This window comes from Arthrobacter senegalensis (assembly GCF_059091765.1).
In genome coordinates, this window is the sequence record NZ_JBNHGZ010000003.1 from 566,950 (window position 1) to 581,162 (window position 14,213).

General features: G+C 66.9%; 12 protein-coding genes and 2 tRNA genes. 1 reads left to right on the forward strand and 13 read right to left on the reverse strand.

The genetic code is table 11. The features are described 5' to 3' along the window. Positions 1-349: 349 nt before the first annotated feature. The 3 genes from AC5RVG_RS12785 to AC5RVG_RS12795 all read right to left on the reverse strand — a co-directional run bounded on the left by AC5RVG_RS12785 (position 350) and on the right by AC5RVG_RS12795 (position 2,097). The gene (locus AC5RVG_RS12785; protein ID WP_494014099.1) at positions 350-1,093 is read right to left on the reverse strand and encodes an SDR family oxidoreductase; all 744 of its coding nucleotides are present in this window, start codon (positions 1,091-1,093) and stop codon (positions 350-352) included. 70 nt (positions 1,094-1,163) lie between these two features. Then, positions 1,164-1,475: a hypothetical protein gene (locus tag AC5RVG_RS12790; protein ID WP_494014100.1), complete on the reverse strand. Its 312-nt coding sequence runs from the start codon at positions 1,473-1,475 to the stop codon at positions 1,164-1,166. A gap of 253 nt (positions 1,476-1,728) precedes the next feature. Beyond that, a complete protein-coding gene (locus AC5RVG_RS12795; RefSeq protein ID WP_494014101.1) occupies positions 1,729-2,097 on the reverse strand; it encodes a DUF488 domain-containing protein in 369 nt (122 codons plus the stop codon). 141 nt (positions 2,098-2,238) lie between these two features. Here AC5RVG_RS12795 and valS point away from each other — a divergent pair, with 141 nt between their 5' ends. Further along, a complete protein-coding gene (gene valS / locus AC5RVG_RS12800; RefSeq protein ID WP_494014102.1) occupies positions 2,239-4,863 on the forward strand; it encodes a valine--tRNA ligase in 2,625 nt (874 codons plus the stop codon). A 442-nt stretch (positions 4,864-5,305) separates the two neighbouring features. Here valS and AC5RVG_RS12805 read toward each other — a convergent pair whose 3' ends face one another. The 10 genes from AC5RVG_RS12805 to AC5RVG_RS12850 all read right to left on the reverse strand — a co-directional run bounded on the left by AC5RVG_RS12805 (position 5,306) and on the right by AC5RVG_RS12850 (position 14,115). Beyond that, a complete protein-coding gene (locus AC5RVG_RS12805; protein WP_494014103.1) occupies positions 5,306-5,926 on the reverse strand; it encodes a mycothiol-dependent nitroreductase Rv2466c family protein in 621 nt (206 codons plus the stop codon). A 124-nt stretch (positions 5,927-6,050) separates the two neighbouring features. Next, positions 6,051-7,343 carry an ATP-dependent Clp protease ATP-binding subunit ClpX gene (gene clpX / locus AC5RVG_RS12810; protein ID WP_494014104.1) on the reverse strand — a complete coding sequence of 431 codons (1,293 nt, stop codon included), beginning with the start codon at positions 7,341-7,343 and terminating at the stop codon, positions 6,051-6,053. Between the two features lie 58 nt (positions 7,344-7,401). Continuing rightward, on the reverse strand, positions 7,402-8,694 hold the full coding sequence (clpX, locus tag AC5RVG_RS12815) for an ATP-dependent Clp protease ATP-binding subunit ClpX (protein ID WP_493977441.1): 1,293 nt from the start codon (positions 8,692-8,694) through the stop codon (positions 7,402-7,404). Positions 8,695-8,894: 200 nt separating this feature from the next. Then, positions 8,895-9,566, reverse strand: coding sequence for an ATP-dependent Clp protease proteolytic subunit (locus AC5RVG_RS12820; RefSeq protein WP_493977440.1), 672 nt, complete (start codon positions 9,564-9,566; stop codon positions 8,895-8,897). Between the two features lie 40 nt (positions 9,567-9,606). Further along, positions 9,607-10,248, reverse strand: coding sequence for an ATP-dependent Clp protease proteolytic subunit (locus AC5RVG_RS12825; protein ID WP_493977439.1), 642 nt, complete (start codon positions 10,246-10,248; stop codon positions 9,607-9,609). 371 nt (positions 10,249-10,619) lie between these two features. Beyond that, the gene (tig, locus tag AC5RVG_RS12830) at positions 10,620-12,065 is read right to left on the reverse strand and encodes a trigger factor (RefSeq protein WP_494014105.1); all 1,446 of its coding nucleotides are present in this window, start codon (positions 12,063-12,065) and stop codon (positions 10,620-10,622) included. Between the two features lie 54 nt (positions 12,066-12,119). Beyond that, positions 12,120-12,192, reverse strand: a tRNA-Pro gene (locus AC5RVG_RS12835). Between the two features lie 138 nt (positions 12,193-12,330). Next, positions 12,331-12,401: transfer RNA gene (locus AC5RVG_RS12840), tRNA-Gly, on the reverse strand. A gap of 325 nt (positions 12,402-12,726) precedes the next feature. Beyond that, positions 12,727-13,629, reverse strand: coding sequence for an Fpg/Nei family DNA glycosylase (locus AC5RVG_RS12845; protein WP_494014106.1), 903 nt, complete (start codon positions 13,627-13,629; stop codon positions 12,727-12,729). Between the two features lie 12 nt (positions 13,630-13,641). Continuing rightward, positions 13,642-14,115 carry a ribose-5-phosphate isomerase gene (locus AC5RVG_RS12850; RefSeq protein ID WP_494014107.1) on the reverse strand — a complete coding sequence of 158 codons (474 nt, stop codon included), beginning with the start codon at positions 14,113-14,115 and terminating at the stop codon, positions 13,642-13,644. Between the last annotated feature and the right edge of the window lie 98 nt (positions 14,116-14,213).

Sequence of the window (14,213 nt, forward strand, 5' to 3'; positions counted from 1 at the left end):
CCGGCGCAAAGGGACAGCCACTCATTCGCTGCTGTGACGGGCATACCCGTCCGGTTCTACTGGGCCCAAGATGTTGGCCTGGGCTGTTCTTCCGGAAGCTCACCGGTGATGGCCGGGTCAGCGCTGATGACTCAAGTTTACGGCCCCGGCGGCGCGGCTGTCGAAACGCGGGCGAAAAGCCGGCTTTGTTCGCGGATGTCGTATTCGTCCCGTGGTTGGCCGACGCGCCTTTGCGCCCCTCATGCGCGCGGTCGTGAAGCGACGTCAGCTTTCGGATCAGCGCCAACTTCGGGCCTGAGCCAGGTGTCCCCAGCACAGAGAAAGGGGAATCGCCAGGCTTTGGCGCTTGCTACTTCCGGATCAGCTTGTGCGCGGCGGCCTGGGCCACGGGACGCATGACGATCTGGTCCAGGTTGACGTGATGCGGCAGGTTGAGCGAGTACGCCACGACGCCGGCTACGTCCTCGGCCAGCAGCGGTTTCTCCACACCGGCGTAGACGTTCTCGGCCGCTTGCCGGTCACCGCCGAGCCGGTTCAATGAGAACTCCTCCGTCTGCACCAGGCCGGGCAGGATGTCGATCACGCGCACGTTGTGTTCCGCTTCTTCCAGGCGCAGGGTATTGGCCATCGAGTGCTGGGCGAACTTGGCTGCTACGTAACCTCCACCGCCTTCGTAGGCCACCAGCCCGGCCGTTGACGTCAGCAGCACCACCGAGCCTTCACCGTTGTCGCGCAGGGCCGGAAGAAACGCCTGAATCATCCGCAGCGAGCCGAGGACGTTGACCTCGTACATCTTCTGCCAATCGGCCGGCTTTCCCTCGCCGATGGTGTCCACGCCGAAGGCTCCCCCGGCGATGTTCACCAGCGCGTCAATCCCGCCATCGGACAAGACCGTGGCTGCGAGCCGGTCCACTGAAGCTTGGTCGGTCACGTCCGCGGGCATGGCGACGGCGCCGGTCTCCCGGGCGAGCGCGGCCAGCCGCTCGGCGCGGCGGGCAACTGCCACCACGTCCCAGCCGCTTCCCCGCAGCGCCCGAACGGTAGCTGCCCCGATACCCGAACTTGCTCCGGTGACTATTGCGCGCCTGCTCATGAACCACAGCGTAGCGGCAGACCAAGAAAGTGGTTCAGAGGTGACATTCACCGCGCGACTTCGGGCGACTTCACCGCTCGACGGTGAGCGGTCTAAGGGGGACCGCGCAGGCCGCCCTTTTCAGTTGGTCGCCGGCAACCGTGGCGGCCCTATTGTTCCGGCCGGTGTCATCGCACCAGTCGATGTTGCGGGGCATGGCCGTCACAACCGCCTCGCCCGCGGCCGCTTGTTCGGGGATGACGAACGCGTAGCTGAAGCCGCCGCCGTCGTTCATAGGGGCGGTGGCGTTGACGATTTCCGCTCCCGACGCGTCCACCACCGTCACCTCAATCTGGGCATTGCTGCCGTAGCGGGGATTGCAGTCGGCGTCGGCAGCCGCCACGGTGACGGTCTGTCCTGGTCGGGCTTCCGTCGGACTGACTGAATATTCCGGCGGGAGACACGGTGGAGCCGCGCCAGGCCCCGCATAAGCACCGCACCCCGACACCGAAGCGGCCAAGGCCGCAGCAGCCGGCAGCGCGAAGGCGGCGAGGCCCCCGGCACGGTGCCTCCTGACCGGAGGCGCCCCGCCGTCGACCCGGCCTTGGCCACTTGCGCCCCAGGTGTTCCTTGCGCCCCGGGTGTCCCGCGGTACGTCAGCCGGATTCCACACCGAGGTGCTCCAAAATCATCCCGCGCAGCACCACTGCCTGATTGTGCTCCTTGTCCTTGGCCCCGTACAGCAGGCAGAGCTTGGGCTGCTCGCGCGCCAGCTCCACCAGCCGCTCCAGCGCCTCCGAACCGTCCAGTTCCTGCCGGTACGCCACGGCAAAGGCGTCGAATTTCTCCGGCCGGTGGCTGAACTCCTTGCGCAGCTCGGCCGAGGTTCCCGCCTCCTTCAGCCACAGGTCCACCCCGGCGCCCTCCTTCCTGATGCCCCGCGGCCAGATCCGGTCCACCAGCACCCGGTAGCCGTCGCCGTCGTCGGCGGGTTCGTAGACGCGCTTGATATGAACGTTCGCCATGGGCGCATCCTACGCAGGACCCGCTGCGGCGGGTAGGGCTGCACGCCGTCCCGGGCCCTCGCGGCGAGCCGGGGCAATCAGGTGCTGCGCCGCCGTCGTGCAGAATCTTCATTCCCTGCCCGGCATGAAAGAATGGCCAGCATGGCAGAACATACCCCGGGCACAGACACGCCCGTTACCGTTAACGTTCCCGACAAGCCCGCCCTTGAAGGCCTTGAGGACGCCCTGACCCGGCGCTGGCGAGAGGAGGGGACCTACAAGTTCAATCCCGAGACCACGCGGGAGCAGGTCTACTCGATCGACACTCCCCCGCCGACAGCTTCGGGCTCGCTGCATGTGGGACACATGTTCTCCTACACCCAGACCGACGTGCTGGCCCGCTACCAGCGGATGCGCGGCAAGAATGTGTTCTATCCGATGGGCTGGGACGACAACGGCCTGCCCACCGAGCGCCGGGTGCAGAACTACTACGGCGTCCGCTGCGACCCGTCGGTGGCGTACGACCCGGACTACCAGCCGCCAGCCACGCCGGCGAAGAACCAGCGCGATTTCGACGTCGTCTCGCGCCGGAACTTCATCGAGCTCTGCGAAACCCTGGCGGTGGAGGACGAGAAGGTCTTCGAGAACCTCTTCAGCACCCTGGGCCTGTCGGTGGACTGGGATCTGACCTACCGGACCATCGACGATGTGTCCCGCTCCGTTTCCCAGCGGGCTTTCCTGGCCAACCTGACCTCCGGCGACGCCTACATGGCCGAGGCCCCCACGCTCTGGGATGTCACGTTCCGCACCGCCGTGGCGCAGGCCGAGCTCGAGGACCGGGAGATGCCCGGCGCCTACTATCGCTACGCCTTCGAAACCGCCGACGGCGAAAAGGTCCACATCGAGACCACCCGCCCCGAGCTGCTGCCCGCCTGCGTGGCACTGGTGGCCAACCCCGACGACGAGCGCTACCAGAAGCTGTTCGGCACCACCGTGAAGTCCCCGCTGTTCGGCGTGGAGGTGGAGGTCAAGGCCCACCCGCTGGCCAAGCCCGACAAGGGCGCCGGCATCGCGATGGTCTGCACCTTCGGCGACCTGACCGACGTGACGTGGTGGCGGGAACTGCAGCTGCCCACCCGCTCCATCGTGGGCCGCGACGGGCGCATCATGGCCGACACCCCGGAGTGGATCACCACCGAGGAAGGCAAGGCGAACTACGCCGAGCTGGCCGGCAAGACCGTCTTCTCCGCCAAGGAGAAGATCGTGGAGCTGCTGTCCGAGGCCGGCGAATTGGACGGCGAGCCCCAGAAGATGACCCACCCGGTCAACTTCTACGAAAAGGGCGACAAGCCGCTGGAGGTCGTCACCTCACGGCAGTGGTACATCCGCAACGGCGGCCGCGACGCGGACCGGCGGGAACGGCTGATCAGCCGGGGGCGGGAGATCGAATTCCATCCGGCGTTCATGCGCTCGCGCTACGAGAACTGGATCGAAGGACTCAACGGCGACTGGCTCATTTCCCGCCAGCGCTTCTTCGGCGTACCGATCCCGGTCTGGTACCCGCTGGACGCCTCCGGCAACCCCGACTACGACAACCCCGTGGTGCCCTCCGACGAGATGCTGCCGGTGGACCCGGCCGCTGACCCCGCCCCGGGCTACGAGGAGTCGCAGCGCAACCAGCCCGGCGGCTTCATCGGCGACGCCGATGTGCTCGATACCTGGGCCACGTCCTCGCTGTCTCCGCAGATCGTCGGCAAGTGGAGCCGGGACGAGTCGTTCTTCAACAACGTCTTCCCGTTCGACCTGCGCCCGCAGGGCCACGACATCATCCGCACCTGGCTGTTCTCCACCGTGGTGCGCGGCGACTCGCTGAACAGCTGCGCGCCGTGGAAGCACGCGGCGCTCTCCGGCTGGATCCTGGACCCGGACCGCAAGAAGATGTCGAAGTCCAAGGGCAACGTGGTGGTCCCCACGGACGTGCTGGACCAGTTCGGCGCGGACGCGGTGCGCTACTGGGCGGCCTCGGCGAAGCTGGGTGCGGACACCGCCTACGAGGTCGCGCAGATGAAGATCGGCCGCCGCCTGGCCATCAAGCTGCTGAACGCTTCCAAGTTCGTGCTGAACCTGGGTGCCACCGAGGCTTCGGTGCTTGCCGAGGACGACGCCGTGGTTACCAACCCGTTGGACAAGTCGCTGCTGGGCCAGCTGGCCGAGGTGGTGGAGACCGCGACGGCCGCGTTCGAGAAGTACGACCATGCGCGCGCCCTGCAGGTCACCGAAAGCTTCTTCTGGTCCTTCACCGACGACTACGTCGAGCTGATCAAGGACCGCGCCTACGGTGCCGCCGGCGAGGCGGAGCAGGCGTCGGTCCTGGCCACGCTGGCCACCACGCTCGATGCCCTGCTGCGTCTCTTCGCACCGTTCCTCCCCTTCGCCACCGAAGAGGTCTGGAGCTGGTGGCGCGCCGGCTCCGTGCACCGCGCCGAATGGCCGACGACGGCGGGGCTCGCTTCGATTGCCTCCGCCGCCGACACGGGGCTGCTCGGGACGGTCGGACAGGCGCTGGGCGGCATCCGCAAGGCGAAGTCCGAAGCCAAGGTCAAGCAGCGCACCGAGGTCCTCACCGCGACCATCACCGGATCGGCCGCACAGGTGGCCCAACTTGAGGCAGGGCTCGGCGACCTGAAGGCCGCCGGCAATGCGCGCGAGGTCCTGCTGAACGAGGCGGAGGGCGAGCTGACCGTCACGAAGGTCGAGCTGGCGGCCGCCGAGGCACCGGCCGAGTAGCAGGGCCACGGCCGGTCGAGCAGCAGAGGCTTGGCCGGCCCGATAGCTGCGTCAGGGCCTGCCCAGTAGCTGGCTCCACGACGTTCGGCAGCCGGTTCCGGCCCCGTTAACGAGGGGAAGCCCCATCAGCGTTTCGCCGTTGGTGGGGCTTCGACTCTTTGATCCAAAGGTGACGCTTTGGGTCTCGCGAACTCCGCCGATCTTCAGGTCTTCCGAGCCTCGTCACAGGCTGGCAGTTTGTGGAACTGGTCCACTACTTGTCACTGAATCTTTGGTGTTCGGTCCCGCATCTTTTGGGGATGCGTATAGATATTTATACTCCTGCGCAAGCCGACACGCCATAGTTTCGTGAATTGTTTTCCGAAACCAGGGCGCGCCGGCCGGCGGCGTCAGGGTCCCGCGGACGACGCCCGCTTGAGGCGTTCGCTCCAGGCCCGAACGGTTAGTCGAACTCGGGGCTGGTGGTCCGGGAGCGCTTGATTTCGTAGAAGTACGGGAACTCGGCCAGGGCCACGGCGCCGTCAAAGATCTTTCCGGCGGTTTCGCCGCGCGGGATGCGGGTCAGCACCGGCCCGAAGAAGGCGGTGCCGTTGAAGGCCACGACGGGGGTGCCCACTTCGTCGCCCACCTTGGAGATGCCTTCTTCGTGGCTGGCGCGCAGCTGCTCGTCATATTCGTCGGAGGTGGCGAAGCGGGCCAGGTCGGAGGGCAGGCCGACCTCCTCCAGCGCGGCGGCAGTCACGGCCTCATAGTCCTTGTTGCCCTCGTTGTGGATGCGGGTGCCCATGGCGTCGTAGACCTTCCCCACGTAGGCCTCGCCGTGCAGTTCACGGGCGGCGATGATCACGCGGACCGGGCCCCACGCCTTCTTCAGGAATTCCTTGTACTCCTCCGGCAGCTCGTCGCGGCCGTCGTTGAGCACGGCCAGGCTCATCACGTGCCAGTCGACCTTGACGTCGCGGACCTTCTCCACCTCCAGCATCCAGCGGGACGTGATCCAGGCGAACGGACAGGCCGGATCGAACCAGAAGTCAACGGTGGACGGCGCAGCGCTTTCAGACATACGGCAAGGGCTCCTTCTTGAGGACTGGTTATACGTACTGTTGTGGGTAACTGCGCCGCCGGCGGTTTTGTTCCGCCGACCCGGCAGGTGCCCGTGCACCGGCCGGCGCCCCCGATACGGGCGGTCAGGCGGAATCGCGGCGGCGGATGGCTTCGACGTCGTGCGGGATGAGGGTGGGGTCCGACCCGGTCAGGACCGTCTCGGCGGTAATCACGGCGGTGGCGATGTCGTGGCGGCCGGGCAGGTCGAACATGATCGGCTGCAGAGTTTCTTCCATGATGGCCCGGAGGCCCCGCGCGCCGGTTCCTCGTTCCAGCGCCAGGTCGGCAACCGCTTCCAGGGCGTCCTGCTCGAAGGACAGCTCCACGCCGTCCAGTTGGAACATCTTCTGGTACTGGCGGATCAGCGCGTTCTTCGGCTCGGTGAGGATCCGGATCAGCGCAGGCCTGTCGAGCTCGGCCACGGTGGTGATCACCGGCAGGCGGCCGATGAACTCCGGGATCAGCCCGAACTTGAGCAGGTCTTCGGGCATGACTTCGCCGTAGTTGTCCTGCTGGGCGACGGCGTCCTTGAGCGGCGCGCCGAAGCCGATGCCCTTGCGTCCGGCCCGCGAGCCGATGATTTCTTCCAGGCCGGCGAAGGCCCCGGCGACGATGAAGAGGATGTTGGTGGTGTCGATCTGGAGGAACTCCTGCTGCGGGTTCTTCCGCCCGCCCTGCGGTGGCACCGAAGCGACGGTTCCTTCCAGGATTTTCAGCAGGGCCTGCTGCACGCCTTCACCGGAGACGTCGCGGGTGATCGAGGGGCCCTCGCTCTTGCGGGTCACCTTGTCGATCTCGTCGATGTAGATGATGCCCTGCTCGGCCTTTTTGATGTCGTTGCCGGCGGCCTGGATCAGCTTGAGCAGGATGTTCTCCACATCCTCGCCCACATAGCCGGCTTCGGTCAGCGACGTCGCGTCCGCCACCGCGAACGGCACGTTCAGCTGGCGGGCCAGCGTCTGGGCCAGGTAGGTCTTGCCGCAGCCGGTGGGGCCGATCAGCAGGACATTCGACTTGGCGATTTCCACGTCCTGGAGTCCGCCGGCGGCGGCCAGGCCGGCGCTGCCGGGGGCGGCGTGGCCGGTGCGGATGCGCTTGTAGTGGTTGTACACGGCCACGGCCAGGGCACGCTTGGCGGGTTCCTGGCCGATCACGTACTCCTGCAGGAAGCCATAGATCTCCCGCGGTTTGGGCAGCTCCAGCAGTTCGGAGGCGGCACCGGCGCCGAATTCTTCCTCCAGCAGTTCGTTGCACAGCCCGACGCATTCGTCGCAAATGTACACGCCGCCGCCGGCGATGAGCTTCTTCACCTGCTTCTGGCTTTTGCCGCAGAACGAGCACGTGAGCAGCTCTGCGCTTCCGCCGGTCCGGGCCATAGTGTGTCCCCTTGTCTGGTCCTCGATCGATCGTCCGGTGGTCCGGAGCAGTGCAGTGTCAGGCCGACTTGTTCCGGCGCTTGGCGACCACGTCGTGGGAGATCAGCGCCGGTTCCGCCTTGTTCAGCACCACGTCCGCGGTGATCACGACGGAGGCGATGTCCTCGCGGCTGGGCAGGTCGAACATGACCGGCTGCAGGGTCTCTTCGATGATCGCGCGCAGCCCGCGGGCGCCGGTGCCCCGTTCCAGCGCGAGGTCCGCCACGGCCTCCAGCGCTTCCTGCTCGAAGCTCAGTTCCACGCCGTCCAGCTGGAACATCTTCTGGTACTGGCGCAGCAGGGCGTTCTTCGGTTCGGTCAGGATCTTGATCAAGGCCGGGCGGTCCAGGTTGGACACCGTGGTGATCACCGGCAGGCGGCCGATGAACTCCGGGATCAGGCCGAACTTCAGCAGGTCTTCGGGCATGACCTCGCCGTAGCTGTCCTTCTCCCCCGCCGCGTCCTTGAGCGGGGCGCCGAAGCCGATCCCCTTGCGGCCGGCCCGCGAACCGATGATCTCCTCCAGCCCGGCGAAGGCGCCGGCGACGATGAACAGCACGTTGGTGGTGTCGATCTGGATGAATTCCTGGTGCGGATGCTTCCGGCCGCCCTGCGGCGGCACGGACGCGACCGTGCCCTCGAGGATCTTCAGCAGCGCCTGCTGGACGCCCTCCCCGGAGACGTCACGGGTGATGGACGGGTTCTCGCTCTTGCGCGAGATCTTGTCGATCTCGTCGATGTAGATGATGCCCTGCTCGGCCTTTTTCACGTCGTAATCGGCGGCCTGGATGAGCTTGAGCAGGATGTTCTCCACGTCTTCGCCCACGTAGCCGGCTTCCGTCAGCGCCGTGGCGTCCGCGACGGCGAACGGGACGTTCAGCCGCCGGGCCAGCGTCTGCGCCAGGTAGGTCTTGCCGCAGCCGGTGGGCCCGATCAGCAGGATGTTGGACTTGGAAACTTCCACGTCCTCCAGCGGGCTGGCATCGGAGAGGTTGGCGGTCCCCTTGGGCGCATGCCCGGACTGGATCCGCTTGTAGTGGTTGTAGACCGCCACCGCCAGCGCCCGCTTGGCGGGCTCCTGGCCGATCACGTATTCCTGCAGGAAGTCGAAGATCTCCCGCGGCTTGGGCAGTTCGAAGCTGCCCAGGTCCGACACCTCGGCCAGTTCCTCTTCGATGATCTCGTTGCAGAGCTCGATGCATTCGTCGCAGATGTACACGCCGGGGCCGGCGATCAGCTTGCGGACCTGTTTCTGGCTCTTGCCGCAGAAAGAGCACTTGAGCAGGTCAGCGCTCTCACCTATGCGAGCCATATCCGTCCCCTTACTTGGTCTACGTCGGCAACTTGCCGCGGCAGCTGCACCGCCCGATTATTGCCGGGCAGGCGCTGCGCCGCCGAGGCCAGCTGACAACAACTCTAATTCACTGCGCCGACAGTTTCAGTAACAACACTGCCCGCGGTGCGATATGACGCGCCACGGGCAGTGCAGGCATTGAGACTATTTTACGGTATCTACTTGGTGATCGCCGGCTTGTGGATCTTGCGGGAGTCGAGCACCTGGTCGATCAGCCCGTATTCCAAGGCGCCGGCGGCCGTGAGGATCTTGTCCCGCTCGATGTCCTTGTTGACCTGCGCGGCGTCCTTGCCCGAATGCATGGCCAGCGCGTCCTCCAGCCACTTGCGCATCCTCATGACCTCGTCGGCCTGGATCTGCAGGTCGGAGGCCTGGCCGTGTTCGCCGCCGCCCAGCGCCGGCTGGTGGATCAGCACGCGGGCGTTCGGCAGGGCCAGCCGCTTGCCCGGGGTACCCGCTGCCAGCAGCACGGCCGCGGCACTGGCCGCCTGGCCCAGGCAGACGGTCTGGATTTCCGGGCGGATGTACTGCATGGTGTCGTAGATCGCGGTCATCGCGGTGAACGACCCGCCCGGCGAGTTGATGTAGATGGTGATGTCGCGGTCCGGGTCCGTCGACTCGAGGACCAGCAGCTGGGCCATGACGTCGTCGGCAGAGGCGTCGTCGACCTGGACGCCCAGGAAGATGATCCGGTCCTCGAACAGCTTGGTGTAGGGGTCCTGGCGCTTGAAGCCGTAGGGCGTGCGCTCCTCGAACTGGGGCAGCACATAGCGGTTCTGCGGCATGTTGGCGGCGAAACCGCCGGCAGCGGCACCGAAGTTGTAGTCCATGAGATTCTCCTGCTTGTATTCGGGTCGGTGGCGCGTGGGCTCAGGAATCCTGGGAGGCGGAGCCGCTCTGGGTCCCGCCGCCGCCGGAGACGCCGCCGGCGTGGGCCGAAATCTTGTCGAAGAAGCCGTAGGCCAGGCCTTCCTCGGCCGTGAACCACTTGTCGCGGTCGTTGTCGATAAGGATCTGCTCCACCGACTGGCCGGTCTGCTCGGCGGTCAGTTCGGCCATGACCTGCTTCATGTGCAGGATCAGTTCGGCCTGGATCTTGATGTCGGAGGCCGTGCCGCCGATGCCGCCGGAGGGCTGGTGCATCAGGATGCGCGCGTGCGGGGTGGCGTAGCGCTTGCCCTTGGTGCCCGAGGAGAGCAGGAACTGGCCCATGGAGGCCGCAAGACCGGTGGCCACGGTCACCACGTCGTTCGGGATGAACTTCATGGTGTCGTAGATGGCCATGCCGGCGGTCACCGACCCGCCGGGCGAGTTGATGTAGAGGTAGATGTCCTTCTCCGGGTCCTCGGCCGAGAGCAGCAGCAGCTGCGAGCAGATGGCGTTGGCGTTCTCGTCGCGCACCTCGGAGCCCAGCCAGATGATGCGCTCTTTGAGCAGGCGGTTGTAGATGTAGTCTTCGCGGCTGGCCGCTTCGACCGAAGCCATTCTCGGAGTGGCGGATTCATTCGACATGCTGAAATACCTCTCGCTTCTTCCCCGGGCGGTACCGTCACCGGTGGCCCTAAGGTCGTTTACCTACTTGGACAGTAACGTGTTCCGCTGCCCGATTCCTCCCGCACGGCGCGCTGTTCGCTGACGGCGCATCAGGCCCGTGATGGCGCGGGAAAGCGCTCTGCCAGCAGCAGAAAATAACGACGGCGGAGCGACCTTTGGGGGGCACGGCCAGCCCGGACGGGGCCCGGTTCCACCGGCACGCGCTGCCGCCCCGGAAGGGAACCCGCGCACCGCAGCCGGGCACCGGCGTCGTTCCCGGGAGTTAAAGCGGCGGACCGCCGGTTCCCCGTGAAGGGAATCCGGCGGTCCGTCCAGCGGCAGCGCCGCTACTACTTCTTCGGTGCGTCCTCGGCGGCCTCTTCGGCAGCGTCGGTGTCTTCGATCGACTCGGTGTCGGCAGCGTCCGCTTCGGCTTCTCCGGCCTCGGCGTTGGCGGCCTCGGCCTCGGCGGCCTGGATCATGTCTTCGACGTTGGGCTCTTCTTCGCCGGCGGGGCGGACGAAGTCGCTCAGGTCCACCTCGTTGCCGTTGGAGTCGGTGACCTTGGCCAGCTCCAGCACCTTGGCCAGGGCCTTGCGGCGGCGGACCTCGCCCACCATCATGCCGACCTGGCCGGACTGGTCCAGCAGCTGCGCGAACTGGTTCGGGTCCATGCCGTACTGGCCGGCGGAGGACACGATGTAGTCGATCAGCTCGGCCTGGCTGACGCCCAGCTCTTCCTTGTCGGCCACGGCGTCGAGCACGATTTCGTTGCGGAAGGCCTTCTCGGTGTTCTCGCGGACCTCGGCGCGGTGCTCCTCGGTGTCGTGGTCTTCACCGTGGCTGTTCTCCGGGCGGAAGTGCTGTTCCATCTGCTCTTCGACGACGGAGTCCGGAACCGGAACCTCGACCAGTTCCATCAGCTTGTCCAGCACCTTGTCGCGGGCCTCGACGCCCTGCTCCATGATCTTGGCGTCGGCGGCCTGCTTGGCCAGGTCTTCCTTCAGCTCGGCAATGGTGTCGAACTCGCTGGCCAGCTGGGCGAAGTCGTCGTCGGCCTCGGGAAGCTCGCGCTCCTTGACGGCCTTAACCTTCACGGTGACCGTGGCGTCCTTACCGGCGTGCTCGCCGCCGGCCAGCTTGGTCTCGAACGTGGCGTCCTCGCCGGCGCTCAGCGCGGTAACGGCCTCGTCCAAGCCCTCCAGCATGGTGCCGGCGCCCACCTGGTAGGACAGGTCCGCGGCGGAATCCACCTCTTCGCCGTCCACCTTGGCGGACAGGTCCATGGTGATGAAGTCGTCGGCAACGGCCGGACGGTCAACGGCCTTCAGGGTGCCGAAGCGGCCGCGCAGGTCGTCCAGCGCCTTCTGGATGTCTTCCTCGGAGGCCTCGGTAGCCTCGACGGTGACCTCGAGGCCGGCGTACTCGGGCAGCTCGATTTCGGGGCGGACATCGACCTCGACGTGGAAGGCGAGCTGGCCCTCGGTGGCGGCCGGGTCGGGAACCTCGGTGATTTCAACCTCGGGGCGGCTCAGCGGGCGGATGCCGGTCTCTTCGACGGCGCCCTGGTAGAAGCCGTTCAGGCCCTCGTTGATAGCCGTCTCGATCACGTAGCCGCGGCCCACGCGCTGGTCGATCAGCTTCGCCGGAACCTTGCCCTTGCGGAAGCCCGGAACCTGGATCTGGCTCGCGATGGTCTTGTACGCCGCGTCGATGCTGGGCTTGAGTTCCTCAAAGGGGACCTCAACATTGAGCTTGACCCGGGTAGGGGTGAGGTTTTCGACAGCGCTCTTCACAGCGTTAGAACTCCTGATTGCTATTGGGGTTAAATCTGCACCAAGAATACAGAGTCGGGGCGACAGGACTCGAACCTGCGATCTCCTGCTCCCAAAGCAGGCGCGCTAGCCACTACGCTACGCCCCGTAGTGCACACGCAAGTCTACGGGCATTCCCGGCCTGCGGCACAATCACCGTGCAACCGGACGCCGCCAGCACATGTCGCATGACTGAATCGGCTGCGAACAGAAAAGGCGGCCCGTGCCGGACCGCCTCCCTGACGCGAGGGGATGACGGGAATCGAACCCGCGTAATCAGTTTGGAAGACTGAGGCTCTACCATTGAGCTACATCCCCGAGGACGATGAAACTTTAGCACGAGGGCGGGCCCGTTCGACAAATCGGAGGGCGCCGCGGACCGGCGGAGGCGGGCGCCGCGACGCGGCGGAAAACATGCGCTCCTTACCCCGACTCCCCCAATGCAGGGTTTATCTGCGAGGGCAGGGGCTATAGACCCTGCCCTCGCAGATAAACCCTGCCCTCGCCGAAAATGCGGGTGGGCAACGTGGACACACACCGGCGGCGTAGGCAGGCTGCGGCACAACGAACCAGGCGGGCAGCAACCCTGCGGCACAACGAACCAGGCGGGCAGCTACCCTGCGGCCCGAACATTCAGGCCCAATCAGGCCCGCTGGCAGGTTGGGCACCAGTACAGCTTGCGGGCGGCCATCTCCGTGACGGCGACCGGCGTCCCGCACAGCCGGCACGGCATCCCCTGCCGCTTGTACACGTAGTGGGCGTTGTCCGGCCAGACCGGCAGCGACCGGCCGGCGGCCTCGGCGTCGCGGTGTTCGGGGCGCGTGGTGATGATCTTGCCGTCGCGGACACCGTCGCTCATGATGTCCACGATGTCGGCCCACAACAGCGCCGCTTCCGCCGGCGAAACCCGTTGGCCGGACAGCCACGGGTTCAGGCCACGGCGGAAGAGGGTCTCCGCGCGGTAGACGTTCCCGACCCCGGCCACCACGTTCTGGTCCATCAGCAATTGCCCCACGGCGGTGCGCTTCGCGGTCAGCCGACGGACGAACTCGGCGCCCCGGTCGGCCGCGTCCTGCAGCGGGTCCGGCCCCAGCCTGCCGACGACGGCGGACGCCTCCGCGGGCGTGAGCACCTCGCAGGCGGTCGGGCCGCGCAGGTCGGCCCAGCCGTGGGCCGACACCAGCCGGACGCGCACCTGGCCCACCGGCTCCGGCGGACCGGAGTACGCGGCCGGCGCATCGTCGTCGTACGTTTCCTGCTCCCCCACCCGGCGCGGCGCCCCGATGCTGGAGGCGCCGCGAAAGCTCTCGTCCCCGCCGAAGCTCCACGCCCCGTAGAGACCCAAGTGCACGCGCAGGACGAGACCGTTGTCGAACTCCAGGAACAGCTGCTTGCCGTGTGCCCGGGCGGCCAGCAGCCGCGCCCCGTCGAGCCGGGCGGCGCCGGCGGCGAAGCGGCCCTGCGGGCTGGACACGGCGAGGCGCCGACCGGCGAAAACGTCCTGGAACTGGCGGGCCAGGCGGTGGACGGAATGGCCTTCTGGCATGACCGGCGGCCGTTAGGCCGGGATGTCGCCGGTGGTCTCGTAGGAGGCGATCTTGCCGATCCGGCGGACGTGGCGCTCGGCGTTGGAGAACGGCTCGGCCAGGAACGCCTCGATGATGGCGGTGGCTTCCTCGACGCTGTGCTGGCGGCCGCCGACAGCGACGACGTTGGCGTCGTTGTGCTCGCGGGCCAGCTTCGCGGTGTCCAGGTTCCAGGCCAGCGCGGCCCGGATGCCCTTGACCTTGTTGGCCGCGATCTGCTCGCCGTTGCCCGAGCCGCCGAGCACGATGCCCAGCGACTCCACGCCGGCGGCCTGGTCTTCGACGACGGCGAGCGCGGCGCGGATGCAGAACGAGGGGTAGTCGTCCTCCGGGTCGTACGCGGTGGGGCCGTGGTCGGTGACGTCGTGGCCCTGGCCGGTCAGATGCTTGATCAGATGGTGGCTCAGTTCCAGGCCGGCGTGGTCGGTGGCAATGTGAACGCGCATGGACGGTCCTTCTGTGGCGTGCGGGGGGCGAATAACGGCTTCCAGCCTACTGGAGCGGTGCGGCCGGAACGGATTCCGGCGCCGGGCCCCTGTCGGGC